Origin of the sequence: Streptomyces sp. AA1529 (assembly GCF_000280905.1) — a bacterium.
GTDB lineage: Bacteria > Actinomycetota > Actinomycetes > Streptomycetales > Streptomycetaceae > Streptomyces.
Window position 1 is genome coordinate 36,643 of sequence record NZ_ALAP01000078.1, and the last position, 25,627, is coordinate 62,269.

General features: G+C 75.3%; 20 protein-coding genes and 1 riboswitch. Of the genes, 11 read left to right on the plus strand and 9 right to left on the minus strand.

Annotation, left to right across the window (positions count from 1 at the left end):
- Nucleotides 1-264: 264 nt before the first annotated feature.
- The 3 genes from A949_RS0122460 to A949_RS0122470 form a co-directional block, all read right to left on the minus strand.
- Nucleotides 265-1,863 (minus strand): ABC-F family ATP-binding cassette domain-containing protein, encoded by a 1,599-nt coding sequence (locus A949_RS0122460; protein WP_019358283.1) that lies wholly within the window; start codon nt 1,861-1,863, stop codon nt 265-267.
- A 186-nt stretch (nt 1,864-2,049) separates the two neighbouring features.
- Nucleotides 2,050-3,315 (minus strand): hypothetical protein, encoded by a 1,266-nt coding sequence (locus tag A949_RS0122465; RefSeq protein WP_019358284.1) that lies wholly within the window; start codon nt 3,313-3,315, stop codon nt 2,050-2,052.
- A 354-nt stretch (nt 3,316-3,669) separates the two neighbouring features.
- Nucleotides 3,670-4,827: an alpha/beta hydrolase family protein gene (locus A949_RS0122470; protein WP_019358285.1), complete on the minus strand. Its 1,158-nt coding sequence runs from the start codon at nt 4,825-4,827 to the stop codon at nt 3,670-3,672.
- Between the two features lie 287 nt (nt 4,828-5,114).
- Between A949_RS0122470 and A949_RS0122475 the strand changes: the two genes are divergently transcribed.
- From A949_RS0122475 to A949_RS0122520, 10 genes are all read left to right on the plus strand, one after another.
- Nucleotides 5,115-6,440 carry an inorganic phosphate transporter gene (locus A949_RS0122475; RefSeq protein WP_019358286.1) on the plus strand — a complete coding sequence of 442 codons (1,326 nt, stop codon included), beginning with the start codon at nt 5,115-5,117 and terminating at the stop codon, nt 6,438-6,440.
- Between the two features lie 17 nt (nt 6,441-6,457).
- Nucleotides 6,458-6,670 carry a hypothetical protein gene (locus A949_RS0122480; protein ID WP_019358287.1) on the plus strand — a complete coding sequence of 71 codons (213 nt, stop codon included), beginning with the start codon at nt 6,458-6,460 and terminating at the stop codon, nt 6,668-6,670.
- A 190-nt stretch (nt 6,671-6,860) separates the two neighbouring features.
- A riboswitch (cobalamin riboswitch) is annotated at nt 6,861-6,984 on the plus strand.
- A gap of 160 nt (nt 6,985-7,144) precedes the next feature.
- Complete coding sequence (locus A949_RS0122485; protein ID WP_019358288.1) at nt 7,145-8,119, plus strand: cobalamin biosynthesis protein; 975 nt, start codon at nt 7,145-7,147, stop codon at nt 8,117-8,119.
- A complete protein-coding gene (locus A949_RS0122490) occupies nt 8,116-9,723 on the plus strand; it encodes a cobyric acid synthase (RefSeq protein WP_019358289.1) in 1,608 nt (535 codons plus the stop codon). Before A949_RS0122485 ends, A949_RS0122490 begins: the two co-directional genes overlap by 4 nt.
- A gap of 268 nt (nt 9,724-9,991) precedes the next feature.
- Nucleotides 9,992-12,160, plus strand: a complete 2,169-nt coding sequence (locus A949_RS0122495; RefSeq protein ID WP_019358290.1) for a putative cobaltochelatase — start codon at nt 9,992-9,994, stop codon at nt 12,158-12,160.
- A complete protein-coding gene (gene cobO / locus A949_RS0122500) occupies nt 12,160-12,768 on the plus strand; it encodes a cob(I)yrinic acid a,c-diamide adenosyltransferase (RefSeq protein ID WP_019358291.1) in 609 nt (202 codons plus the stop codon). The genes A949_RS0122495 and cobO overlap by 1 nt, the downstream gene beginning before the upstream one ends.
- A 34-nt stretch (nt 12,769-12,802) precedes the next feature.
- The gene (locus tag A949_RS0122505) at nt 12,803-14,185 is read left to right on the plus strand and encodes a cobyrinate a,c-diamide synthase (protein WP_019358292.1); all 1,383 of its coding nucleotides are present in this window, start codon (nt 12,803-12,805) and stop codon (nt 14,183-14,185) included.
- On the plus strand, nt 14,182-14,697 hold the full coding sequence (locus A949_RS0122510; protein ID WP_019358293.1) for a cobalamin biosynthesis protein: 516 nt from the start codon (nt 14,182-14,184) through the stop codon (nt 14,695-14,697). Before A949_RS0122505 ends, A949_RS0122510 begins: the two co-directional genes overlap by 4 nt.
- Nucleotides 14,694-15,809 (plus strand): Rv2231c family pyridoxal phosphate-dependent protein CobC, encoded by a 1,116-nt coding sequence (gene cobC / locus A949_RS0122515; protein WP_019358294.1) that lies wholly within the window; start codon nt 14,694-14,696, stop codon nt 15,807-15,809. The genes A949_RS0122510 and cobC overlap by 4 nt, the downstream gene beginning before the upstream one ends.
- Before the next feature lie 52 nt (nt 15,810-15,861).
- Nucleotides 15,862-17,175, plus strand: a complete 1,314-nt coding sequence (locus A949_RS0122520) for an alpha/beta fold hydrolase (protein ID WP_019358295.1) — start codon at nt 15,862-15,864, stop codon at nt 17,173-17,175.
- 42 nt (nt 17,176-17,217) lie between these two features.
- Here the strand turns inward: A949_RS0122520 and A949_RS0122525 are convergent, their stop codons facing one another.
- The 6 genes from A949_RS0122525 to A949_RS0122550 form a co-directional block, all read right to left on the minus strand.
- Entirely contained in the window at nt 17,218-17,628 is a 411-nt protein-coding gene (locus tag A949_RS0122525; protein ID WP_019358296.1) for a J-domain-containing protein, read from the minus strand.
- Nucleotides 17,629-17,888: 260 nt separating this feature from the next.
- Nucleotides 17,889-19,982 (minus strand): iron ABC transporter permease, encoded by a 2,094-nt coding sequence (locus tag A949_RS0122530; protein WP_019358297.1) that lies wholly within the window; start codon nt 19,980-19,982, stop codon nt 17,889-17,891.
- A gap of 4 nt (nt 19,983-19,986) precedes the next feature.
- On the minus strand, nt 19,987-20,964 hold the full coding sequence (locus A949_RS0122535) for an ABC transporter substrate-binding protein (protein WP_019358298.1): 978 nt from the start codon (nt 20,962-20,964) through the stop codon (nt 19,987-19,989).
- Complete coding sequence (locus A949_RS0122540; protein WP_026004927.1) at nt 20,961-21,818, minus strand: ABC transporter ATP-binding protein; 858 nt, start codon at nt 21,816-21,818, stop codon at nt 20,961-20,963. The genes A949_RS0122535 and A949_RS0122540 overlap by 4 nt, the downstream gene beginning before the upstream one ends.
- Nucleotides 21,819-21,828: 10 nt before the next feature.
- A complete protein-coding gene (locus A949_RS0122545) occupies nt 21,829-23,331 on the minus strand; it encodes a carboxyl transferase domain-containing protein (RefSeq protein WP_019358300.1) in 1,503 nt (500 codons plus the stop codon).
- A gap of 160 nt (nt 23,332-23,491) precedes the next feature.
- Nucleotides 23,492-24,589 carry an amidohydrolase family protein gene (locus tag A949_RS0122550; protein WP_026004928.1) on the minus strand — a complete coding sequence of 366 codons (1,098 nt, stop codon included), beginning with the start codon at nt 24,587-24,589 and terminating at the stop codon, nt 23,492-23,494.
- 512 nt (nt 24,590-25,101) lie between these two features.
- Here A949_RS0122550 and ectA point away from each other — a divergent pair.
- The gene (ectA, locus tag A949_RS0122555) at nt 25,102-25,617 is read left to right on the plus strand and encodes a diaminobutyrate acetyltransferase (protein ID WP_019358302.1); all 516 of its coding nucleotides are present in this window, start codon (nt 25,102-25,104) and stop codon (nt 25,615-25,617) included.
- The last annotated feature ends 10 nt before the right edge of the window (nt 25,618-25,627 follow it).

Here is a 25,627-nt window from a genome sequence, read left to right on the forward strand (position 1 = left end):
TCATGGGCGGCTCGGGAACTTGTGCACGCCGGGAGCACCCGGCGGACACCGTTCCGCTCTCCGTGCAGATGCACGTGCATACCGGATACCGGAGCGTATGAACGAGGAAAACAGCAGGTCAAAGACGATTCGGAGGAATCGGTCCGGACCGTCGCCGCCTGCTGCCACGGGGGCACCGGCCGGCCGTCGGGCCGCGCCGGAGTACCAGCCGCACTCACTCAGATGAAGGATCAACCGTCGGCCGAATGATCCATCCCGGATGGATCAAGCAAGGGCGACGAGGTCCGCGTACTCCTGGCCCCACAGGTCCTCGATCCCGTCCGGCAGCATGATGATCCGCTCCGGCTCCAGTGCCTCGACGGCGCCCTCGTCGTGGGTGACCAGCACGACGGCTCCGGTGAAGGTGTGCAGGGCGCCCAGGATCTCCTCCCGGCTGGCCGGGTCGAGGTTGTTGGTCGGCTCGTCCAGCAGCAGCACGTTGGCCGAGGAGACGACCAGCGTGGCCAGGGCCAACCGGGTCTTCTCCCCGCCGGAGAGCACCCCGGCGGGCTTGTCCACGTCGTCGCCGGAGAAGAGGAAGGAGCCCAGCGTCTTGCGGATCTCGACCAGATCCATGTCCGGCGCCGCCGAGCGCATGTTCTCCAGCACCGTGCGCTCGGGATCCAGCGTCTCGTGCTCCTGCGCGTAGTAGCCGAGCTTCAGCCCGTGGCCGGGCACGACCTTGCCGGTGTCCGGCTCCTCGACCCCGGCCAGCAGCCGCAGCAGCGTCGTCTTGCCCGCACCGTTGAGACCGAGGATGACGACGCGGGAGCCCCGGTCGACGGCCAGGTCGACGCCGGTGAAGATCTCCAGCGAGCCGTAGGACTTCGACAGGTCCTCGGCCATCAGCGGGGTCTTGCCGCAGGGCGCCGGATCGGGGAAGCGCAGCTTGGCCACCTTGTCGCTCTGCCGCTCGCCCTCCAGCCCGGACAGCAGCTTCTCGGCACGGCGCGCCATGTTCTTGGCCGCCACGGCCTTGGTGGCCTTGGCCCGCATCTTGTCGGCCTGGGAATTGAGGGCCGCCGCCTTCTTCTCCGCATTGGCCCGCTCCCGGCGGCGGCGCTTCTCGTCGTCCTCACGCTGGGTGAGGTACTGCTTCCAGCTCATGTTGTAGATGTCGATGGCCGACCGGTTGGCGTCCAGGTAGAAGACCTTGTTGACCACCGTCTCCACCAGGTCGACGTCGTGGGAGATGACGATGAGGCCGCCGCGGTAGGTCTTGAGGAAGTCGCGCAGCCAGACGATCGAGTCGGCGTCCAGGTGGTTGGTCGGCTCGTCCAGCAGCAGGATGTCGGCGTCCGAGAAGAGGATGCGGGCCAGCTCGACGCGGCGCCGCTGACCGCCGGAGAGGGTGTGCAGCGGCTGGCCCAGCACCCGGTCGGGAAGGCCGAGGCTGGCGGCGATGGTCGCCGCCTCCGCCTCGGCCGCGTAGCCGCCCTTGGTGAGGAACTCGGTCTCCAGGCGCTCGTACTTCTTCATCGCCTTCTCGCGCGTGGCGCCCTTGCCGGCGGCGATGCGCTCCTCGTTCTCCTGCATCTTGCGCAGCACCACGTCCAGACCGCGGGCGGAGAGGATGCGGTCGCGCGCGAGCACGTCGAGGTCTCCGGTGCGCGGGTCCTGCGGGAGGTAGCCGACCTCGCCGCTGCTGGTGATGGAGCCGGCGGCGGGCGTGCCCTCACCCGCCAGGCACTTGGTGAGCGTCGTCTTGCCCGCGCCGTTGCGCCCCACCAGGCCGATGCGGTCGCCCCTGGCGATCCGGAAGGTGGCCGACTCGATGAGGACGCGTGCTCCGGCGCGCAGCTCAAGACCGGTTGCGGTGATCACTGGAAGACTCCAAGGCAGGACTGTGGACGTGCGTACGGAAGAAGTGCGGAAGCGGCGTACGCACGCCTAATGCACGAGGAGATGAGGCATGCGGACCAGTCTACCGGCGGAAGGCAAACGCATTTCCGGAGCACTGCCGCACACCGCGGCCCGCCGGGTGCGGCGGGAGGGCGGGCGTGCCCCGCCTCACTCCCCTCCGGTGTGCACCTGGAAGGCGGCCCGGCGCACGGCCTTGGCCAGCGCGGGGTCGGGATGCGCGGCGGCGAGCGCGACCAGGACCTGCACCGTGCGCGGGTGCCCCGTCGCCCGGACCTCCTCCAGCAGCTTGGGCACCGAGCCCTGTACGGCGGTGCCCAGATGGTCGACCAGCAGGCGCTCCTCGCCGTGGTCGGTGACGGCGGCCGCGGTGTCCACCCACAGCCAGGTCGCCTCCTGCCGGGTGAGCACACCGGGTGCGCCGCCCGAGAGGTCCTCCGGATCGGTGCCCGCCTGCTCGGCCAGCCACAGCAGCGCGTAGGGCCGCAGGGTGGGCTCCTCCGCGGCCTCCTGCACCGCCTCCTCGGCGGGTGCCCCCACCACGCGCAGCGCCTCGAAGGCCAGCCCCCGGATGAGCGCGTCCTCACCCCGGGCCGCCTCCAGCAGCTCGGTGACCGCCGGTGAGGTGGGGCGCGCGGCGAGCCAGGCGCGGTACTCGTCCCGGGCCGGACCCGGGGTCATCCGGGCGCAGCCGCGCAGCATCTCGCCGGCGGACTGCTCGATGTTCCCGGCCGGGCTCTGCGCGGCCACGCAGATCTGCTCCAGTTTGGTCCACACCGCCCAGTTGCCGAGCGGGGTGAGGACGGCCGAGCCCTGCCGCACACGGGTCTCCGGAGCGGGTTCCTCGTCCGCGCAGCGGGTCAGCGCGCCGACGGCGCAGAGCCCGTCCAGCGCCCAGTCCAGCAGCCCGGGCAGGGCGACGCCGACCGTCGCGCGGTTCGGCTCCTGGTCGCGTTCGGCCCGCAGCTCGGCGATGCGCTCGGCGAGCAGGTCGTGCAGCAGGTCGAAGGTGACGGGGCCACCGGAGAGGTGCATCACCGACAGGAACTGCGGCACCGCCTCGACGATCTCCGCGACCAGGCTCTGCTCGTGCGGCAGCGGGGCAGGGTGCGCGAGCGACCACGCGTCGAAGAGGGCGACCCAGCCGCGCAGCACGGCGCTGTCGTCGTGGTCCCAGGCCCGCAGCCGCCATCCGGCACGGGCGGTCTCCCCGTGGAGTTCGATGAGGCCGGCCAGCTTGGCCCGGTCCCAGTGGGCGCGCAGCACCGGGACCGTCAACCGCAGCGCTTCGGCCGCGCGTTCGGTCTCGGTGCCGGCCTGCGGCGAGCGGCCGGTGGCGGCGGCCCAGCGGGCCACGCGCACGGCCTCGGCGAGGCAGTCGCGGGCATACCGGGCGAGCTGGTCGCGGGGCAGCACACCGTCCGGGGGCGGTGGCGTCCTGGCGGATCGCCTGGTCGTCACGGTGCGCCGGGCGGCGGCGACGGGTTGTCGGGGAACGAGCCGGAGCCGGTTGTCCCCCGGGGTACGGGACGTCGTCACAGGGGCAGTCTTCACGCTGTGCCGTGGAAACCCAAACCTGGGGTGCCGATTCCGGTCGTTCATCCCCTCCGGCGAGCCGCCCGGGGGCGGCTGAGGAGGACTCAGGGTGACGCGGCCTCATCCGGGCGGCGCGACCCGCCGGCTGCGGGGCACCGGCCCGGCGGCCCTCGGTTCGACGGGGTCCCGGACCCGCGGGGCCTCGGATCGGCGGGGTCCCGGGGCTGCGGGACCTCAGATCAACGGGGTGATGAAGCGGCGCAGCGCCTCCTCGTAACCGTGCGGGTCGGCGTTCCACATGGCGGCGTGCGGAGCGTCCGGGACCTCGCGCAAGGAGATCAGCCGGGGGCGTCGCGCGGCCAGCGCCCGGGAGCTGTCCACGGACGCGACGGTGTCGTCGGGGCCGTGCAGCACCAGGGTGGGCACGGCGAGCCTGGCGGAGTCCACCACCGCGACGTCCCGTCCCTCGGGCAGACCGGCGCGGCCCTGCACGGCGCGCACGACGAGCGGCAGCAGCGCGCGCGGGGTGCCCCGGGAGGCGGCCAGCGCACGCACGGTGGCCGGCCAGTCCAGTACGGGCGAGTCCAGCACCAGGCCGGCCACCCGGTCCCGCAGCGGGGAGTTCGCGGCGGTGTGCAGCGCCATCGTGGCACCGCTGGACCAGCCGTGCAGGATCACCCGCCGGGCGCCGTGCTGCACCGCGTAGCGGAGGGCGGCGTCCAGGTCGCGCCACTCGGAGTTGCCCAGGTGCCCGATGCCGTCGGGGTACGGGGGCGCGCCGGGGTCCCCGCGGTAGGCGATGTCGAGCACCGGGACGCTGAACCGCCGGTAGAAGGGGACGAGCGCCAGGGGGTGCTCACGGGTGGCGCCGAGTCCGTGCACGGCGATCACCCAGACGCCGCGGTCGCCGGGGACGAACCAGGCGGGCAGCGGGCCGAGTTCACCGGGGATCTCGACGTCCGCGTACGCCGTCCCGAGTGCCTCGCCGGGGTCCCCGACGTACACCTGCGGGGTGAGGCGGACGGTGGTGCCGACGCTCAGCCGCCCGCGGTCCACGCGGCGCAGTTCCCGTACCACGGCGTGCGGGCGGGGCCGCGCGGCGGTCGCGTCCGCCAGCACCGGGCCGACGACGGCGTGCACCCCGCGTCCGGTCAGGCCGTAGACGCCGGGCAGCTGGGCGGCCAGGGAGCGGGTGACGGCGACCTTGCCGTCGTCGTGCGAGTGCACCGTCAGCCGGGTGCCCTCGAACCCCGCGGTGGGCCCGCTGCCGGCGTCGCCCCGGGGCCGCGGGGGGCGCAGCGCGGCGTCGGCCGCGTACCGTCCGGCCGCCAGGGTGGCCACGCCGGTACCGAGCACGGTGGTGGCGGCCAGGGCCGCGGTTCGCAGGCGCATCCTCCACAGTGTTGACGCGATCGGAGGCGGGAAACCAGCGGGGCGGGCCGGGAGGGTGACACCCGACCGGGGGAACCGGGAGGGAAGCGGCAGCGCACGCCGGGGTGTTGGCCGGCGGGCGGCCGCGTCGCGTTGGCTCCGCGCGGCCCGCTGATTACGGTGTGACCTGGCCCACACAACAGGCGTCAGGGGGCGACACTTCGATGCCCGCCCCAGTTCACCTTCCGTTCACTCGCCGTCTTTACGTTCACGACGTCAATGCCCCTCGAACTGATTGTGCCTGGTGAATGGAACACATCACGCTTCTCATCGGGATCGTGATCGTCACGGCCTTGGTGTTCGACTTCACGAACGGCTTCCACGACACGGCCAACGCCATGGCCACGACCATCTCCACCGGGGCGCTGGCCCCGCGGGCGGCGGTCGCCATGTCGGCGGTCCTCAACCTCCTCGGCGCCTTCCTGTCCATCGAGGTGGCCAAGACCATTTCCTCGGGAATCATCGACGAAGGTTCCGGCATCCGGCCTGAAGTGATCTTCGCGGGGCTGGTGGGCGCGATCATCTGGAACCTGCTGACCTGGCTCGCGGGGCTGCCCTCCAGCTCCTCGCACGCCCTGATGGGCGGACTGATCGGCGCGACCCTCGCCGCGGTCGGCACCGGCGCGGTCAACGGTGACGTCGTCGTCATGAAGGTCCTCATCCCGGCGCTGGCCGCGCCCGTGGTCGCGGGCCTGGCCTCCCTGTTCGCCACCCGGCTGACCTACCGGGTCGCCCGGCGCGCGGACGAGGAGCGGACCGCCAAGGGCTACCGTGCCGGGCAGATCACCTCGGCCGCGCTGGTCTCCCTCGCCCACGGCACGAACGACGCACAGAAGACCATGGGCGTCATCACCCTGGCCCTGGTCACCGGCGGCGCGCTGGCACCCGGCTCCGACCCGCCGGTGTGGGTCATCGCCTCGGCGGGGCTCGCCATCGCACTGGGCACCTACCTGGGCGGCTGGCGCATCATCCGCACCATGGGCAAGGGCATCACCGACATCCAGCCGCCGCAGGGCTTCGCCGCCCAGACCAGCGCGGCGGCCACCATCCTGGCCTCCTCGCACATCGGCTTCTCCCTCTCCACCACCCACGTGTGCTCGGGCGCCGTGATGGGCTCCGGCCTCGGCCGCAAGGGCGGCGTGGTGCGGTGGGGAACGGCCGGCCGGATGGTCGTCGGCTGGGCGCTGACACTCCCCGCCGCCGGCGGGGTCGCGGCCGGCGCCGCGCTGCTGGCCGAGCAGGGCGACTGGGGTGTGACGGCGGTCGCCGTCCTCACTCTCGCACTCTGCGGCGCCATCTGGGCCCGCTCGCGGCGCACGCCGGTGGACCACACCAACGTCAACGGCGACGCCCCCACCGCGGCGGACCCCACCGGGATCCCCGGCCCGGCCGCCGAACCGACCGCGGAGCCGGCACCCGTGTCCGTGCCCGCCGGCGTGGTCACCACCGCCGTCCGGGCCGTCGCCCCGCCCCCGCCGCCCGCCGGAGTGGCGATCGGCTCCGCCGAGGAGGCAGCCGCCTCCGAGACCCCGCAACCGACCGGCCGCCCCGCGTCGGCGAGCAGCCTCAGCTAGGCAGAAGGGACGACCGCATGCACATCGACTGGGCCGCACTCGGCCAGGTCTTCGGCGTCAGCCTGGTGGCGACGGTGGGACTCGTCGGCATCTTCACCCTCGGCATCGTCGCCGGCTCGCCGCGCACCGCCGGCACCGCTCCCTCGGCGCTGGCCCGCACCGGCGCCTACGCCTGCTACGGGCTGTGCCTGGCGGCGGTGGCGTACGGGATCTATCTGATCGCGGGCTGAGCCCGCACCCGTCCGGCCGCGGCCCCCGGCAGGGCCGCCGGGGCCGGACGGGCGATGTCGGTGAGGGGGTACGGGAGCATCCCGTACCCCCTCACCGACATCGCTGCTCGCAGCCCCGTCGCAGGTCAAGGGCGAGTTGACGGGGCCGGACCGGCGTGGTGGACTTCCCGTGCCAAACGGCGGCATGGAGAGGAAGCCGGTGTGAATCCGGCGCGGTCCCGCCACTGTCACCGGGGAGCGCCACCCCCCGACGAAGCCACGGCCCGCACGGGCTGGAAGGCCGGGGGCGGTGTGGATCCGGGAGCCAGGAGACTCTCGCCGCCGGTCGAGTCGAGCCAGGGCGAGGACCCTGAGTGAGGACGCCGAGATGCGTGGCTGTGCCGCCATATCCGCCGCCGACGTGCCCGCCGCTGCCGCGGGGAACACCGTCGCGGGAACCGCTGCCGTGGGTGAGTGCGCCGGACCTGTCCGCTGATGGGCGCCGCTGACGTCCGGGTGCGCGGGATCCTGCTGGGGTTCGCCGCCGACGCGCTGCTGGGCGACCCGCGGCGCGGCCACCCGGTGGCCGTCTTCGGCCGGGCCGCCGGAGCACTGGAGCGCCGCCTGTGGCGCGACCACCGGGGTGCGGGCGCGCTGCACACCCTCCTCGCCGCGGGCGGCGCCGTCGCCGCGGCCGGTGCCGCGTGCCGTGCCGCGCGCAGCCGGGCGGCCGCACCGCTCCCCGAACTCGTCCTGACCGCGGCCACGACCTGGGCCGTCCTCGGGGGGACGTCGCTGACCCGGGAGGCGCGGGCCGTGTGCGGCGCGCTGGAGGCCGGGGACCTGGAACTGGCCCGCGAGCGGCTGCCCGCGCTGTGCGGGCGCGACCCGCAGCGGCTGGAGGCACCGGAAGTGGCCCGTGCCGTGGTCGAGTCGGTGGCGGAGAACACCTCGGACGCCGTGGTGGGGGCCCTGGTCTGGGGCGCGCTGGCCGGTGTCCCCGGTCTGGTGGGCTTCCGCGCCGTCAACACGCTCGACGCGATGGTCGGTCACCGCTCCTCGCGGCACCGCCGCTTCGGCTGGGCCGCCGCGCGGCTGGACGATGTGGCGGGCGGCCCGGGAGCGCGGCTGACCGCCGTGCTGGCCACGCTCGCCGGACCCGATCCACGCGGTGCCCTGCACTCCTGGCGGGCCGACGCGCGCCGGCACCCCAGCCCCAACGCGGGCCCGGTGGAGGCGTCGTTCGCGGGCGCCCTCGGGGTGCGGCTGGGCGGCACGCTCGCCTACGGCGGCCGGGTCGAGCACCGGCCCGTCCTCAACGCTTCCGGCCGCGACGTGCGCAGCGCCGACATCGAGCGGGCCGTGCGGCTGTCGCGCCGGGTGGGGCAACTGGCCCTGGTGACGAGCTGTCTGACGGGAGCGGCGGTGCGCCGCCTGCGGCGGGCCCGCGCGGCGGGAGGAGCACGGTGAGCGGGCGCGGAACAGGCGGACTGCTGGTCGCGGGGACGACCTCGGACGCGGGCAAGAGCGTGGTGACGGCGGGCATCTGCCGCTGGCTGGCCCGCAAGGGGATACGCGTCGCGCCGTTCAAGGCGCAGAACATGTCGCTCAACTCCTATGTCACCGCCGACGGAGCGGAGATCGGCCGCGCCCAGGCCATGCAGGCGGCCGCGGCCCGGGTGGAGCCGAGCGCGCTGATGAACCCGGTGCTGCTGAAGCCGGGCGGCGACCGCACCAGCCAGGTCGTCCTGCTGGGCAAGGCGGTCGGCGAGATGTCGGCGCGGGGCTACTTCGGGCGGCACCCGGGCGGCGGGGGGCCCGCCGGGGACGGGGCGGACGGCGAGGGGGCGCCGCCCGCGGGGCGCGCGGAGCTGCTGGAGACGGTCGCGGGCTGTCTGGAGGAGCTGCGGCGCACCCACGACGCGGTCGTCTGCGAGGGCGCGGGCAGCCCGGCCGAGATCAACCTGCGGCGCAGCGACATCGTCAACATGGGGCTGGCCCGGGCCTGCCGGCTGCCGGTGCTGGTGGTCGGCGACATCGACCGGGGCGGGGTGTTCGCCTCGCTCTTCGGCACGACGGCGCTGCTGGCACCGGAGGACCAGGCGCTGCTCGCGGGGTATCTGGTCAACAAGTTCCGCGGCGACGGGTCGCTGCTGGAGCCCGGCCTGGAGATGCTGCGGAAGCTGACGGGGCGCCCCACGCTCGGCGTGCTGCCCTACCGGCACGGGCTGGGCATCGACGAGGAGGACGGGCTGCGGGTGTCGCTGCGCGGGACCGTGCGCGAGTCCGCCGTCGCGGGCCCGTACGGCGCGGACGTGCTGCGGGTGGCGGTGCTGCCGGTGCCGCTGATGTCCAACTTCACGGATGTGGACGCGCTGGCGGCCGAACCCGGTGTGGTGGTGCGGTTCAGCGACCGCCCCGAGGAGCTGGCCGACGCGGACCTGGTGGTGGTGCCGGGCACCCGCGGGACGGTCAGGGCCCTGGAGTGGGTACGGGCGCGGGGGCTGGCGGCGGCGCTGGCGCGGCGCGCGGCGGAGGGCCGGCCGGTGCTGGGGATCTGCGGCGGCTACCAGCTGCTGGGCGAGCGCATCGAGGACGACGTCGAGTCACGGGCGGGCGAGGTCGACGGCCTGGGCCTGCTGCCGGTGCGGGTGCGGTTCGCGCCGGACAAGACGCTGGCACGCCCGCACGGGCTGGCGCTGGGCGAGCCGGTGGAGGGGTACGAGATCCACCACGGAGTGGCCGAGGTGCGGGGCGGCGAGCCGTTTCTGCGCACCGCCGACGACGACGGCGCTCCCGCGGACGGCTGCCGGGTCGGCACCGTGTGGGGCACCCACTGGCACGGCTCGCTGGAGTCGGACGGCTTCCGCCGCGCCTTCCTGCGGCAGGTCGCCGCCGACGCGGGCCGCGCGTTCGAACCGGCGCCGGACACCCGGTTCGCGGCGCTGCGCGAGGAGCAGCTCGACCGGCTCGGCGACCTGATCGAGGAGCACGCGGACACGGACGCGCTGCTGCGGCTCATCGAGCACGGTGTGCCGGAGGGGCTGCCGTTCGTACCGCCGGGGGCGCCGTGAGAAGCCCGGGTCCGGGCGGCACGGCGCGGTGCGCGGCACAGCGGGCCCGGCACCGGCGCGGCGCGGCGTGGCCGACGCGGCGGACGCGGCGGACGCGGCGGACGCGGCCGGCGGCAGGACCAGCGGGACCACCAGGACCCGTTGGACCGGCTCGACCGGCTCGACACAGCCCGGTCGACCCGATCAGCCCGACCAAACCCGCCAGCCCCGCCAACCCCGCCAACCCCGCCAGCACAGCACGAAAGCCACTCGAAGGAGTGATCAGCGCATGAGCGCCCGGTATCCGTTCACCGCGGTCGTCGGCATGGCCGACCTGCGGCTGGCCCTGCTGCTCAACGCCGTCAGTCCGGCGGTGGGCGGTGTGCTGGTGCGGGGTGAGAAGGGCACCGCCAAGAGCACCGCCGTCCGGGCCCTGGCGGACCTGCTGCCGCAGGTGCCCGTGGTGGCGGGCTGCCGGTTCAGCTGCGACCCCGCCGCGCCCGACCCGGAGTGCCCGGACGGGCCGCACGAGACGGCCGCCGCGCAGGCCCGCGCGGCGCGCATGGTCGAGCTGCCCGTCGGCGCCTCGGAGGACCGGCTGGTGGGCGCGCTGGACATCGAACGCGCCCTCGCCGAGGGCGTGAAGGCGTTCGAGCCGGGGCTGCTGGCGGACGCGCATCGCGGCATCCTGTACGTGGACGAGGTCAACCTGCTCCACGACCACCTGATCGACGTCCTGCTGGACGCCGCCGCCATGGGCGCCTCCTACGTGGAGCGCGAGGGCGTCTCCGTCCGGCACGCCTCCCGGTTCCTGCTGGTCGGCACCATGAACCCGGAAGAGGGCGAGCTGCGCCCCCAGTTGCTCGACAGGTTCGGGCTGACGGTCGAGGTGGCCGCCTCCAGGGATCCGGAGGAGCGGGTGGAGGTGGTGCGGCGGCGGCTCGCCCACGACGACGACCCGGCGGGCTTCGCGGCGCGCTGGGCGGACGACGAGCGGGAGCTGCGCGAGCGGGTCGCGGCGGCCCGCGCGCTGCTGCCCGCCGTGGAGCTGGACGACGCGGCGCTGCGGCAGATCGCCGCCGCCTGCGCCGCGTTCGAGGTGGACGGCATGCGGGCGGACATCGTGATGGCGCGCACCGCGGTGGCGCTCGCCGCCTGGGCGGGCCGGACCCGGGTCGAGTCCGCGGATGTCCGGCAGGCGGCGCTGCTGGCGCTCCCGCACCGGCGCAGGCGCAATCCGTTCGACGCCCCGGGCCTGGACGAGGACAAGCTGGATCGCACGCTGGAGGAGAACAGCGAGCCCGACGGCGGCCCCGGGCCGGACGGTCCGGAAGAACCCGGCGGACCGGACGGCCCCGACGACGGCCCCGGCGGCGGGCCGGACGGCGGCGGCCCCGGCGGCGGCGGCGCGGCGCCGCCGCGGGAGGAGTCGCGGGACGGCGCGGGCGGCGAGCCGTCCGTCCCCGAGCAGCCGCAGCCGGACCCCGCCGAGCGGACCACCGAACAGTCCGGCCCGCAGCCCTCCCCCGGGTCCTCGGCGCAGGCGCCCGACTCCGGGCAGGGCACGCCCGACCCCGACGCACCCGCGGGGCCCCAGGGCACCGCGGCGTCCGGCGAGCCGTTCGCGGCGCGCACCCTGACCGTCCCGGGGCTCGGCGAGGGCGCGGCGGGCCGGCGTTCGCGGGCCCGGACCTCGCACGGCCGCACCACCGGGTCGCGCCGCCCGCAGGGGACGCTGGGCAAGCTGCATCTGGCCGCCACCGTGCAGGCGGCGGCCCCGCACCAGCACGCTCGCGGCCGCCGCGGCAGCGGACTCGTGCTGCGCCGGGACGATCTGCGGGAGGCCGTGCGGGAGGGCCGCGAGGGCAACCTGGTGCTGTTCGTGGTGGACGCCTCCGGCTCGATGGCGGCCCGGCAGCGGATGGGCGCGGTCAAGGGCGCGGTGCTGTCGCTGCTGCTGGACGCCTACCAGCGGCGGGACAAGGTGGGCCTGGTGACGTTCCGGCGCGGTGCGGCCGAGGTGGCGCTGCCGCCCACCTCGTCGGTGGACGCGGCGGCGGCGCGGCTGGAGTCGCTGCCGACCGGTGGGCGCACCCCGCTGGCCGCCGGGTTGCTGCGGGCGCGGGAGGTGCTGCGGGTCGAGCGGCTGCGGGACCCGGCGCGGCGGCCGCTGCTGGTCACCGTCACGGACGGCCGCGCGACGGGCGGCCCGGAGCCGCTGGTGCGGGCCCGGCAGGCGGCGCGGCTGCTGGCGGCGGACGGCACCGCCTCGGTGGTCGTGGACTGCGAGGCGGGGCACGTACGGCTGGGGCTGGCCCGCGAGCTGGCCGCCGAACTGGGCGGCGAGGCGGTCACGTTGGAGGAGCTGCGCGCGGACGCGGTGACGGACCTGGTCCGGCACACGACGGACGCGCGCGGCGCACGGCAGGCAGGCAAGCACACAGGGAGGGCCGCATAGTGCCGAAGGGACAGCCGGAGGTCGTGCCCCAGGACGGTCTCACCACCCGCCAGCGGCGCAACAGGCCGCTGGTGGCGGTCCACACCGGCGTCGGCAAGGGCAAGTCGACGGCCGCCTTCGGGCTGGCGCTGCGCGCCTGGAACCAGGGGTGGCCGATCGGGGTGTTCCAGTTCGTGAAGTCCGCGAAGTGGCGGGTCGGCGAGGAGCGCGCCCTGAAGGTGCTCGGCGACTCGGGCGAGGGCGGCAGCGTGACCTGGCACAAGATGGGCGAGGGCTGGTCCTGGATCCAGCGCAACGTCCAGGACGGCGAGATGGGCAGCGAGGCGGCGGCCCGGGAGGGCTGGGAGCAGGTCAAGCGGGACCTGGCGGCCGAGACCTACCGGCTGCTGGTGCTGGACGAGTTCGCCTACCCGATGCACTGGGGCTGGGTGGACCCGGCGGAGGTCGTGTCCGTACTGCGGGACCGCCCCGGCACCCAGCACGTGGTGATCACCGGCCGGAACGCGCCGCAGCAGCTGATCGACGCGGCCGACCTGGTCACCGACATGTCGAAGGTCAAACACCCCATGGACGCGGGCCAGAAGGGGCAGAGGGGCATCGAGTGGTGAGCGGTGGCGCTGCCGGGCGGCCGGGAGCCGCCGCGTGATCCGCACCCCGCGCCTGGTGATCGCCGCGCCGTCCTCCGGCAGCGGGAAGACGACCGTGGCCACCGGGCTGATGGCGGCGTTCAGCGCGCGAGGGCTGGCCGTCTCGCCGCACAAGGTGGGACCCGACTACATCGACCCCGGCTACCACGCGCTGGCGACCGGCCGCCCGGGCCGCAATCTGGACGCCTATCTGTGCGGCCCGGAGCGGATCGCCCCGCTGCTGGGCCATGCCGCCGCCGGGGCGGATCTCGCGGTCGTCGAAGGCGTGATGGGGCTGTACGACGGTGCCGCCGGGCAGGGCGAGCTGGCGTCGACCGCGCATGTCGCCAAGCTGCTGCGGGCCCCGGTGGTGCTGGTGGTGGACGGCTCCTCGCAGTCGCGTTCGGTGGCGGCGCTGGTGCACGGCTTCGCCTCCTGGGACCCGCAGGTGCGGGTTGCCGGGGTGGTGCTCAACAAAGTGGGCTCGGACCGGCACGAGGAGCTGCTGCGGGAGGCCCTGGAGGGTTCGGGCGTGCCGGTGCTGGGGGTGCTGCGCCGTGCGAAGGCGGTCCGTGCGCCCTCCCGGCACCTGGGGCTGGTGCCGGTCGCGGAGCGGCGCGCGGAGGCGGTGGAGTCGGTGGCGGCGCTCGCGGAGCAGGTGCGCACCGGCTGCGATCTGGACGCGCTGCTGGCGCTCGCGCGGCAGGCGCCGCCGCTGCCCGAGGAGGCGTGGGACCCGGCCGCCGAGCTGGAGGCGCGGCCGGTGGCCCGGGCGCCGCGGGTGGCGGTGGCCGGCGGCGAGGCGTTCACCTTCTCCTACGCCGAGCACGGCGAGCTGCTGCGGGCCGCGGGTGCCGAGGTCGTCCCCTTCGACCCGCTGCGGGACCGGGCGCTGCCGCACGGCACGGCGGGACTGGTCGTCGGAGGCGGTTTCCCCGAGGTGTACGCACCGGAGTTGGCTGAAAACCGCCCCCTGCGGGAGCAGATCGCGGCCTTCCGCGGACCGATCGCGGCCGAGTGCGCCGGGCTCCTCTACCTGGCGCGGGAGCTGGACGGCAAGCCGATGTGCGGGGTGCTCGACGCGCGCGGGCGGATGGCGGAGCGGCTGACGCTGGGCTACCGCGAGGCGGTCGCCGTGGCCGACAGCGCCCTGGCCGAGGCGGGCACCCGGGTACGCGGGCACGAGTTCCACCGCACCGAACTGCTGCCGGGCGCCGGGCAGGTGCCCGCCTGGGGGCTGGTGCGGCCCGAACGCCGCACCGAAGGCTTCGTCCAGGGCAACGTGCACGCCTCCTACCTGCATGTGCACTGGGCCGCCGCACCGCGGATGGCGGCCCGGTTCGCGGCGCGCTGCGCGGCGCGGTGGGAGGCCGGGAGCCCGGCGGGCAGCGTCGCATGAGCGCTCCGGGCACGGGCGCCGGGCCGCGGCTCGTCACCGTCGGAGTGGGCACCTGCGCGGGCGTGCAGGCGGAGGAGGTGCTGGATGTGGTGGTGAGTGTGCTGGCAGCCGTGCTCCCGGCGGACGGGGCCGGCGGACGGGAGCGGTTCCCGGCGGACGGCGCCCCCTCCGGCGGGGCGACGGCGCTCGCGACCGTCCAGGCACGGGCCGCCGAACCCGGGCTGCTGGCGGCGGCCCGGCGGCTGGACCTGCCGCTGATCGCCTACGACGCGCGGACGCTGGCCCGGGTGCGGGTACCGCACCCCTCGGACTTCTCCCGCGCGGCCGTGGGCACGCCCTCGGTCGCCGAGGCGGCGGCGCTGCTGGCCTGCGGAGGCGGCGGCGGGACGACCGTGCGGGGCGGCGCCCCGGTGCTGCTGGTCCCGAAGACGAAGTCGCGTCCGGCGGCCGGAGCCCCGGTGCGCGCCACCGCCGCCGTCGCCGCCCTCGCCGTCCCGGGGCGGGAGCGGTGAACGGGCACGGGCCCGGCTCGTCCGGGGACGCACCGGCGGCCGCGGACGGGCTGCGGCACCACGGGGACGCGGAAGTGCGCGGCGACGGAGCCGGGTTGACCGACCTGGCCGTCAACGTGCGCACCGGCACACCCCCGGCGTGGCTGCGGGAGCGGCTGGCGGCCTCGCTGGCGACGCTGGCCGCCTACCCCGACGGCGGGCCGGCCCGCGCCGCGGTGGCCGAGCGGCACGGGCTGCCCGCCGAGCGGGTGCTGCTGACGGCGGGCGCCGCGGAGGCGTTCGTGCTGCTCGCCCGGGCCCTTCCGGCCCGCCGCCCGGTCGTGGTGCATCCGCAGTTCACCGAGCCGGAGGCGGCCCTGCGGGACGCGGGCCACCGGGTGGAGCGGGTACTGCTGCGGCCGGAGGACGGCTTCCGGCTGACGGCGGGCGCCGTGCCGGAGGCGGCCGATCTGGTGGTGGTCGGCAACCCGACCAACCCGACATCCGTGCTGCACCCCGCCGCGGAGCTGGCGCGACTCGCCCGCGAGGGGCGCACGCTGATCGTCGACGAGGCGTTCATGGACGCGGTACCCGAGGAGCGGGAGTCGCTGGTGCCGCTGCTCACCCGGCTGCCCGGGCGGACGGTCGTGCTGCGCAGCCTGACCAAGACCTGGGGGCTGGCCGGACTGCGGGTGGGCTATGTGCTCGGCGACCCGGCGACCGTGCGCGCCCTGGCCCGTCAGCAGCCGCTGTGGCCCGTCTCCGCCCCGGCCCTGGTCGCGGCGCGGGCGTGCACCGCCCCCGAGGCGCTGGCCGAGGCACAGGAGGCGGCCCTCCGGTTCGCGGCGGACCGCGACCGGTTGCGGAAGCGGCTGGCGCCGCTGGCCGCGGCCGGGGTGCGGGAGGCCACCCCGGCACCGCAGGGCCCGTTCCTGCTGGTGCGGCACCCCCGCGCCGCCGCGCTGCGCGACCGGCTGCGGGAGCTGGGGTTCGCCGTGCGGCGCGGGGACACCTTCCCCGGGCTCGGCCCGGAGTGGTTCCGGGTCGCGGTGCGCGACCCGGCGACGACCGACCGGTTCGCGGCGGCGCTGGAGCGGGCGCTGGAGACACTGGACGCCGCGGGCACGCGCTGAGCCGCCCCGCACCCGGAACGACCGAAGCCGGAACGACCGAAGGAGGAACGCCATGCCCACCGTGCTGCGGCACCCCGGCACCGTGCTGCGGGACCACGTCTTCGCCGTCCCGCTGGACCACGCGCGGCCGGACGGGGAGCGGATCGAGGTGTTCGCACGCGAGGTGGCCGCCGCGGACCGCCGGGACGAGGAACTGCCGTGGCTGCTGTTCCTCCAGGGCGGGCCCGGCAACGGTGCGCCGCGTCCGGTGGGCCGGGCCGACTGGCTCCAGGTCGCACTGCGGCACTACCGGGTGCTGCTGCTCGACCAGCGCGGCACCGGGCGCTCCTCCCCCGCCAACCGGCAGTCCCTCGCCGCGCGCGGCACCGCGCGGCAGCAGGCCGGCCATCTGGCGCACTTCCGGGCCGACTCGATCGTCCGGGACGCGGAGCTGATCAGGAAGCGGCTGCTGGGCGAGGACGTGCCGTGGTCGACGCTCGGGCAGAGCTTCGGCGGCTTCTGCACCCTCACCTACCTCTCGCTCGCGCCCGAGGGGATCCGGGAGGCGTTCGTGACCGGCGGTCTGCCGGGGCTGCGCACCGGCCCGGAGGACGCCTACCGCGCGGCCTACCCGCGGGTGGCCGCCAAGAACGCGGCGCACTACGCGCGCTACCCGCAGGACGTGGCGGCGGTGCGGCGGATCGCGGCCCACCTGGCGGAGCACGAGGTGCGGCTCCCGGACGGGAGCCCGCTGACGGTGGAGCGGTTCCAGTACCTGGGCATGCTGCTGGGCGAGGGCTCGGGATCGCACCGGCTGCACTACCTGCTGGAGGACGCCTGGATCGGGGGCACGGCGGGGCCGGAGCTGTCGGACGGCTTCCTGGAGGGCGTGCGGGCGCAGGTCTCGCTGGCGGCCAACCCGCTCTTCGCCGCGCTGCACGAACCGATCTGGGCGCAGCGCTCGGTGAGCACCGGCGGTACCCGGTGGGCGGCGCAGCGGGTGCGCGCGGAGTTCCCGGAGTTCGACGCGGGGCGCGCGCTGTCCGGGGACGGGCCGGTGCTCCTCACCGGGGAGATGATCTACCCGTGGATGTTCGACCTCGACCCGGCGCTGGTACCGCTGCGCGAGACGGCGCGGCTGCTGGCGGAGCGGGGCGACTGGCCGGACCTGTACGACCCGCGGCGGCTGGCCCGCAACGAGGTGCCGGTGTACGCGGCCGTCTACCACGACGACATGTACGTCGACCGCGACGACTCGCTGGCCACCGCGCGCGCCGTGGCCGGGGTGCGCACCTGGGTGACCGACGAGTGGGAGCACGACGGGCTGCGGGTCAGCGGGGGCGCGGTGCTGGAGCGCCTGGTGGGGATGGCCCGCGGCGAGGTGTGAGGCGCCGGCCGGGCCGGCCGGCCCGGGTGCCCGGCGGGTGTCTCAGCGGCCTTCGGTGCGGCGGGCCGAGCGCCACTCCCGCACCGCGCTCTCCACGTCGAAGGGGACGAGGCGGTGCGGCGGGCCCTCCGGGGGGCGGCGGACGGCCTCGTCGATCTTCTCGTTGATCTCGGTGAGGATCCGCCGCACCTCCGCCTCCGAGCGCGCCCGCGCCGCCTGTTCCCGGGCCTCCTGCGCCTCCTTGCGGAGCGCGAGGGAGGGCGGCAGGTAGGAGAGGTTCTCGTCGCGCATCTTGCGCTCGACCCACCACTGTTCGGTGTACGGCTTGTCCAGGCCGGGCAGCGGCTTCCCGGTGCCCGGCAGGTCCGCGAACTCGCCGCGCTCCTCGGCCTCCCTGATCTGCCGGTCGGCCCAGCTCTCGAAGCTGATTCCGGGCGGCTTGCGTTCGGTCATGGCGCATCCTTCGCTTCGGGTCCGCCGTCGGTGGTCGGTGCCGACGGTCGCCGTGGCGGGCGTCGCCCCCATTGTCCCAGGCGACGGCGCGGGCGCACAGACGGCTTCCCGCGACGCGCACACAACCGGCCCTCCCCGGCGGCCCGGTGACGGGGCGCGGACACCGGTGGTTCGCGGACCCCGCGCGGGTGCCGCCGGCCGGTCCTCGCGCGGCCGCACCGGCGGCCCGCCCTGCCGCACGGCGGGGGCGGTCCGGTGCGCTACCGGCGGCTGCGGGCGAGGAGGTGCAGGAAGTACGGCGTACCGATCACGGCGGTCACCAGTCCGGCACCCAACTGGGCGGGGGCGATCACGGTGCGGCCCAGCACGTCGGCGGAGCCGACCAGAATGGCGCCGAGCAGTACCGCGACCGGGATCACCCGGTGGTGCTGCCTGCCCACCAGGGCACGGGCCGCGTGCGGCGCGACGAGCCCGACGAAGCCGATGGCACCGGCGGCCGCCACCGCGGAGGCGCTGAGCACCACGCTCAGGACGAGGAAGCCGAGCCGGGCGCGTCCGAGGTTCAGCCCGAGGAGCCGCGGGGTGTCCTCGTCGAGCGACACCAGGTCGAGTTCCCTGCGCCGGGCGACCGCGACGGCGACGCCGACGGCGAGCACCGCCGCGAGCGGTACCGCGTCGGCCAGGGTCCGCCCGTAGGTGGAACCCGACAGCCAGGTGAGGGCCTTGATGGCGTTGAACGGGTCGGTGAGGATGATGAGCAGACTGATCAGCGCGGCGGTCCCGGTGGCGAAGCCGAACCCGACGAGGACCAGCCGGTTCTGCCGGAAGCCGCCCCGGGCGGCGAGTCCGAAGACCAGCACGGCGGTGAGCGCGGCGCCCGCGAACGCCGCCCCGGCCACGCTCCACGAGCCGGCCAGGGGCACCGTCGTCACCAGGGCCACGGCGCCCAGTGCGGCGCCGCCGGAGACACCCAGGACGTACGGCTCGGCGAGGGGGTTGCGGGTCACGGCCTGGACGAGCGTCCCGGCCAGCGCGAGCGCCGCACCGGTGAGGAGCGCGCAGAGGGCCCGGGGCACCCGGGTGTCCAGCACGAACGACACGGTCCGGCCCGCCCTGCCCTGGGCCCAGTTGAGCACGTCGCCCAGCAGCAGCTTGGCGTCCCCCAGCAGGACGGCGGCGACGGCCACCGCGACGAGCCCGGCCACCAGGACGGCCGCGGTGGTGAGGAAGGCGGTCCGGCTGCGCAGGCGCAGCCGGTCCTGCGCAGCCGCTCCGGCGGTGTCCCGCACCCGGGTGGCCATCGCGATCAGGAAGACGGCGCCGACGAGGCTGGTGACGACGCCGGTCGGCACGGCGACCGCGGTGTCCGCGGGCACGAGGGCGCGCAGCAGCACGTCCGAGCCGAGTACCAGCGCCGCTCCGGCCAGCCCCGCCGCGGGGATGCGGGTCCGCGCCCGGGTGAAGGCGCGGTACCGGCGGGCCAGGGGGCGGACGAGGGCGGGGGCGCACAGCCCGACGAAGCCGATCGGCCCCGCGAGGGTGACGGCCGCGGCGGACAGCAGCGTCGCGAGGACGACGCCCGTGACGCGGGTGGCGCGGACGGGGACGCCGAGGCCGCGGGCCGCGTCGTCGCCGAGGGCCAGGGCGTCGACCCGCCGTGCGGCCAGCAGCAGCCCGAGGAAGGCGGCCAGGCCGATGGGCGCCAGTTGCAGCACACCGTCGAACCCGTGCTGCGCGATGCTGCCCTGCCTCCACTGGTAGAGGCCGTGGGTCTCCTCGGGGTAGAGCAGCAGCAGCGCCTGGGTGACGGCGGTGAGGCCGAGGGTCAGGGCGCTGCCGGCGAGCACGAGCCGCACGGTGCCCGCGCCCAGGCCGGAGAGTCCGAGCACGACGGCGGCGGCCGCGAGCCCCCCGGCGAAGGCGATTCCGGAGGAGGCGAACAGCGGCAGCGAGACTCCGGTGACGGCGGCCAGCCCGAGCGCCAGATAGGAACCCGCGTTCACGGCGAGGGTGTCGGGGGAGCTGAGCACGTTGCGGCTGACCGCCTGCAGGGCGGCACCCGCGGCGCCCAGTACGGCGCCGACGAGCAGCCCCGCGGTCATCCTGGGCAGCCGGGAGGCGATCACGACGGACGCGTCGGAGGGGTCGGCCCGGCCGGTGAGTGCCTTCCAGACCTCGGGGGCACCGACCGAGGCGGTGCCCTGCGTGATGTCGACGAGCGCGAGTCCCGCCACGAGCAGCAGCAGAGCGGCCGCCACCGCGGCCGCGCCCTTCCGGGCGGGGCCCTGCCGGGTCCCGGCCTCGCGGGGCGCGGCCGGCGGAGCGGGGCCGGAGGGGTTCGCGGTGACGGCCATGCGGCTACTCCGCCAGGGCCTCGACGACCGCGTCGATGTACTGGTTCATCGACTCGGGACCGCCGAACATCCAGATGCCGTCGGGCAGCCGGTGGACGTTGCCCTTCTTGACGAACGGCAGCGACTTCCACACCGAGTCGTCGGCCAGGGCACCGGTGAACGGCGTGCTGCTCTTGTCGCCGTCGTTGCCGATGTAGGCGAAGTGGACGTCGTCGTCGAGTTCGGTGAGGCCCTCGACGTCGGTGCTGCCGAGGCCGTAGGCCTTGTCGCCCTCGACCTTCCAGTCGTTCTTCAGGCCGAGCTTCCCGTTGACGGCGCCGGTGAGCGAGCCGCTGGTGTAGGGCCTGATCGAGACCTGGTTGGAGTTGACGTAGCCGTCGGCGAAGGCGTATTCGGCGCCCTCCAGACCGGCGTCGGCGAGGGTCTTCCTGCCGTCGGCGAGGTGCGCGTCGAAGTCCTGCTTGAGCTTCTCGGCCCGCTTCGTGGTGCCGGTGGCCTCGGCGACCAGGTCGAGGTTGTCCTTCATGTGCCCGATCGGGTCGGAGGCGTCGGCGGACCGCACCTCCAGCACCGGGGCGATCCTGCGCAGCTGCTTCACCGCCTTCGGCGGCAGGTCGGTGCTGGCGACGACGAGGTCGGGCTTCAGCGCGGCGACGGTGTCCATGCTGGGCTCGCCGCGGGTGCCGATGTCCCGGGGCTCGTTCTTCAGCGGAACCGCGGTGTCCCAGGTCCGGTAGCCCTTGACGTCGGCGACGCCGACCGGGTCGACGCCGAGGGACACCAGGAGTTCGACCTCGTGCCACTCGGTTCCGACGACCCGTTTCGCGGGCGCGTCCAGTTCGACCTTCTTGCCGGAGGCGCCGGTGAGGGTGACGGGGTCGCTCTTCTTCCCGGCGTCGTCGGCCGTGGGCTCGGTGGTGCCGCAGGCGGTCAGGGTGAGTGCCGCGGCGACGGCCGCGGCGCCCAGGAGGAGGTGTCTCATGCGGTGCGGAGCCTCTCGTTTCGCGAGTGGTGCCGGCCGATCGCGCGGGTGCGCAGCCGGCCGGTGCGGGGATCGGTGTCGACGTCGATGCGGATGCCGTAGGTGTCGGTGAGCCGCTGGGGCGTCAGCACGTCCTCGGGGAGGCCGTCGGCGACGATCCGCCCCGCGTCCAGCAGGACGATCCGGTCGGCGACGGCGGCGGCCTGGTCGAGGTCGTGCAGGACGGCGCCGACGGCGGCGCCGTGCTCGTCCGCCAGGTCCCGGACGAGGTCGAGGAGTTCGACCTGGTACCGGAGGTCGAGGTAGGTGGTCGGCTCGTCGAGGAGCAGCAGCCCGGTGTCCTGGGCGAGGCAGCTCGCGAGCCACACCCGCTGGAGCTGGCCTCCGGAGAGGTGCTCGGCGCCCCGTTCGGCCAGGTCGGCGAGGCCCGTCAGGGCCAGCGCGCGGTCCACGGCGGCGCGGCCGTCCGGATCCGCCTTGCCCCAGCGGCCGCGGTACGGATAGCGGCCGAACTCGACGACGTCCCGCACGGTCAGTCCGCTGGGGGTCGGCCGTCCCTGGGTGAGCAGCGTGACGCGGCGGGAGAATTCGCGCGGGGTCAGGGCCAGTCCGTCGGTCTCGCCGTCGAGGGTGAGCGTCGCGCTGCGGGGCCGCTGCAGCCGGGCGAGGGTGCGCAGCAGCGTCGACTTCCCGCTGCCGTTCGGGCCCACCAGGACGGTCACCTGGCCGGGGCGCAGCGTCAACGAGGCGTCATGGACGACGTCGACGCCGTCGTAGGCCACGGTGACGTCCGTGGCGGACAGCTCTTGACCGCGGGGGCGCCGCGCCTTCGGGGTCTCTTCACCGGCATTCACCTGGCAAAGGTTAGCCTACCCTTACTACTCGGCCATCGGCCCCCCGGCCCGGACGCCGCGGCGGGCGGCTACTCCCCCGCCCCCGGTCCCCGCGCGCGGCGCCTCGGGGCTCGCCCCGCTCCGCCGCCGCACCGGGCGCCGGGCCCACCACACCGCGGACCGCGCCCAGTTCGACGGCGTCCTGCGGGCGCAGCCGCAGCTCCTCGGCGGTCCGCCGGACCTGGTCGGGGCCGCGCTTGAGGATGGCGGCGGCCGATTCCGGGGCGATGACCGAGAAGTAACTGTCGGGCGTGGCCCACAGATTGCCGGGCGCGGCCAGGGCCAGAGCGCCCCCCGAGCCGCCCTCGCCGATCAGGAGAGAGGTGAGCGGGACGGTGGCCTCGGCGACGGCGGAGAACACCTCGGCGATGGCGGGGCCCGCACCGGCGCGCTCGTCCTCCGGCCCGTTGGCGGCACCGGGGGTGTCGATCAGCGTCAGGACCGGGATGCGCAGCCGGTCGGCCAGCCTGATCAGCCGTGCCGCGGTGCGGTAGCCGGCCGGACCGGTGGGGGTGCCGCACTGCGCCGCGTAGGCCACCGTGCGGCCCGCGTGCCGCCCGAATCCGCACAGCACTCCCGGATCGGTACCACCGCAGCGGTCACCGCTGATCTCCTCGCGGCCGGTGAGGCAGGCGTCCAGATAGGCGGCGGCGCGGGGGCGGCCCGCCGCGCGGGCGCGCGCGACGGCCTCGGCACCGGTTGCCGGCAGCCGCCCGCCGGACGGTCCGGGCAGCGCCTCCGGCACCGGGGCCGGCTCGGGCCGCGCCCGGCCGCCGGACGCCGGGGTGAGCAGGGTGAGCCAGCGGGTGAGCGTCCCGGCGAGCTCCGCCTCGGGCACGATCCGGTCGAGGTGCCCGGCCGCGTGCTGGGCCTCCGCGGTGTAGGCGGCGGGATCGGCTCCGCCGGGCCGTACCCGGGAGCCCGCGAACGCGGCCTGCGCTCCGGGCAGTGCGAGCACCACGTCGGCGCCCGCGGCCAGCGTGGCCCAGCCGCCGCCGGTGGTCGGGTCGCGGACGACCGCGAGCTGCGGCAGTCCGGCCGCACGGGTCAGCGCGCTCTGCCGGGCCACCCGCTGGAGCTGGACGAGGGCCCGCATCCCCTCCTGCATCCGGCTGCCGCCGGTGGCGACGAGCGTGACGAGCGGCAGCCGCAGTTCCCGCGCCCGGGTGTGGGCCGCCTCGATCCGGTCGCCCGTGCGCTCCCCCAGGGAGCCACCGAGGTAGCCGAACTCGAAGCAGAGCAGTACGGCGTCCCGCCCGCCGATCCGCCCGGTGCCGCACACCACCGACTCCTGCTCCCCGGTGCGCTCGTGCGCCCGCGCGCGCATCGCGTCGTACCCGGGCCAGCCCAGCGGGCCGTCGGCCCGGGACGCTTCGGGCCCGGCCGGCGGCCCGCCGGAGTGGCACTCCCGGAAGCCGGTCGCCAGCCGGCCGAGCAGCGTACGCGCACTGGTCCTGGGTCCGGAGGGGCTCATGGGTCCAGGCTGGGGCACGCGCGCCCGTCTGTCAGCGGGGCCTGCCGGGCCACCGGCCCGGTTCCGCGGTGCGCGTCCTTCGCACTCCACCCCGTCCCGGCGGCCTGCGTCCGGAGCATCCCGAGCGCCCCGCACTCCGGCGACCCGCACCGGCCCCTGGTCAGCGCACCACACGCCCCCGCAGCACCACGTGGCTGGGGGCTTGCAGGACGCGGACGTCGGCGCGCGGGTCCGCCTCGTAGAGGACGAAGTCGGCGGGCGCGCCCTCGGTGAGGCCCGGGCGGCCCAGCCAGTCCCGGGCGGCCCAGGTGCCGGCGGCGAGCGCGTCCAGCGCCGGTATGCCCGCCGTCACCAGTTCGGCGACCTCCTGGCCGACCAGCCCGTGCGCCAGCGAGCCGCCCGCGTCGGTGCCGGTGAAGACGGGGAGACCCGCGTCCCAGGCGGCCCGTACGGTGTCGTGGCGGCGGGCGTGCAGGGAGCGCATATGGGCGGCCCAGCGGGGGAACTTGGCCTCGCCGCCCGCGGCGAGGGCCGGGAAGGTGGCGATGTTGACCAGGGTGGGCACGATGGCGACCCCGCGCTCGGCGAAGAGCGGGATGGTCTCCTCGGTCAGCCCGGTGGCGTGCTCGATGCAGTCGATCCCGGCCTCCACCAGGTCGCGCAGCGAGTCCTCGGCGAAGCAGTGCGCGGTGACCCGGGCGCCTTCCCGGTGTGCGGCCGCGATGGCCTCCTCGAGGGCCCAGCGCGGCCAGCAGGGGCTCAGATCGCCCTCGTCCCGGTCGATCCAGTCGCCGACGAGCTTGACCCAGCCGTCGCCGCGCCGCGCCTCACGGCGCACGTACGCCGCCAGGTCGCCCGGCTCGATCTCGTGCGCGTAGTTGCGGATGTAGCGGCGGGTACGGGCGATGTGGCGGCCCGCGCGGATGATGCGGGGCAGCTCGTCGCGGTCGTCGATCCAGCGGGTGTCGGAGGGCGATCCGGCGTCGCGCAGCAGCAGCGCGCCCGCCTCCCGGTCGGTGAGCGCCTGCTTCTCGCTGGTCGAGTCGTCCACCGGGCCGTGCGCGTCCAGGCCGACGTGGCAGTGCGCGTCCACCAGCCCCGGGAGCACCCAGCCGGTCAGCACGTCGGGCCCGGTGCCGCCGGAGGCGGCGGGCCGCCGGTAGGTGACGTGCCCGTCCACCACCCACAGCTCGTCCCGTACGTCCTCGGGCCCGACCAGCACCCGCCCCTTGATATGCAGACTCGCGCGCTCGCTCATGCCCGCACTGTACGAGTGCGGGGCGCAGCGGCGTCCAGGGCGCCCGCGGCGGGAGCGGTCCGGCGGGGGACGGGGGCGTGAACACCGACGGATCCGAAAGCGAAGAATCGAGCAACGGATCCGCCGAAAGGGCAGACACGTCGCGGTCTCCAGCTTTACGATGCAATCCGGGTCACTTTTCCGGTGCAGCCGTCCTTATTCTTCTGCCCGCTTTCCGCAAGCTCAAACGCTAAGATTTTGTTACCTGTGACTCGTCAATCCGGGGCCGGTGCCGACGACGTTATAGCACTGTGACGTACTCCATAGGTCGACTGCTATACACGGACACATCCGCTTAAATTCGGGCCGATCCCGGCGGGTCTGCGCGCCCGCACGCCCGTGCGCGATAACACAGGGACCCCCTTGTGCGTAACCCCTCTCCCCCGTGCAGTTTCAGATTCTGCTGGGTAAATTGAATTCACATGACCGCCGCACAAGCAGACCATGCAGGTGCCCACAGAGACTTTCTCGAAATGCCGGAGGGACTGAAGCTCGACACACCCCGTGTGGACGACGGAGCCGCGATCTGGCGCATCGCCCGCGACTCGAAGACCCTCGACCTGAACTCCTCGTACAGCTACCTGCTGTGGTGCCGCGACTTCGCCGCCACCTCGGTGGTCGCCCGCGACGGCGCGGGTGAGCCGGTCGGATTCATCACCGGCTATGTGCGCCCCCAGCAGCCGCGCACCCTCCTCGTCTGGCAGGTCGCCGTCGACGAGGCCGCCCGCGGCCGCGGACTCGCCGCCGCGATGCTGGACGGACTGACGCTCCGCGTCGCCGAGGAGCTCGGCATCGACAGCGTCGAGACCACGGTCACCCCGGACAACACCCCCTCCAACCGGCTGTTCACCTCCTACGCACAGCGCCACTCGGCCGCGGTCGCCAAGGACGTGCTGTTCGACGCCGCCCTCTTCCCGGAGGACGGCCACCTGCCGGAAGTGCTGTACCGGATCGGTCCGGTCGTGTTTCCCGGCGCATCGAAGCGCTGACGTATACGGC

Coding starts and splice junctions, on each gene's coding strand:
- A949_RS0122470 (WP_019358285.1), bottom strand. CDS start 4,827: ATGCGCCTGCGAACCGCGGCCCTGGCCGCCACCACCGTGCTCGGTACC.
- A949_RS0122475 (WP_019358286.1), top strand. CDS start 5,115: ATGGAACACATCACGCTTCTCATCGGGATCGTGATCGTCACGGCCTTG.
- A949_RS0122480 (WP_019358287.1), top strand. CDS start 6,458: ATGCACATCGACTGGGCCGCACTCGGCCAGGTCTTCGGCGTCAGCCTG.
- A949_RS0122485 (WP_019358288.1), top strand. CDS start 7,145: ATGGGCGCCGCTGACGTCCGGGTGCGCGGGATCCTGCTGGGGTTCGCC.
- A949_RS0122495 (WP_019358290.1), top strand. CDS start 9,992: ATGAGCGCCCGGTATCCGTTCACCGCGGTCGTCGGCATGGCCGACCTG.
- A949_RS0122510 (WP_019358293.1), top strand. CDS start 14,182: ATGAGCGCTCCGGGCACGGGCGCCGGGCCGCGGCTCGTCACCGTCGGA.
- A949_RS0122520 (WP_019358295.1), top strand. CDS start 15,862: ATGCCCACCGTGCTGCGGCACCCCGGCACCGTGCTGCGGGACCACGTC.
- A949_RS0122525 (WP_019358296.1), bottom strand. CDS start 17,628: ATGACCGAACGCAAGCCGCCCGGAATCAGCTTCGAGAGCTGGGCCGAC.
- A949_RS0122530 (WP_019358297.1), bottom strand. CDS start 19,982: ATGGCCGTCACCGCGAACCCCTCCGGCCCCGCTCCGCCGGCCGCGCCC.
- A949_RS0122535 (WP_019358298.1), bottom strand. CDS start 20,964: ATGAGACACCTCCTCCTGGGCGCCGCGGCCGTCGCCGCGGCACTCACC.
- A949_RS0122545 (WP_019358300.1), bottom strand. CDS start 23,331: ATGAGCCCCTCCGGACCCAGGACCAGTGCGCGTACGCTGCTCGGCCGG.
- A949_RS0122550 (WP_026004928.1), bottom strand. CDS start 24,589: ATGAGCGAGCGCGCGAGTCTGCATATCAAGGGGCGGGTGCTGGTCGGG.
- ectA (WP_019358302.1), top strand. CDS start 25,102: ATGCCGGAGGGACTGAAGCTCGACACACCCCGTGTGGACGACGGAGCC.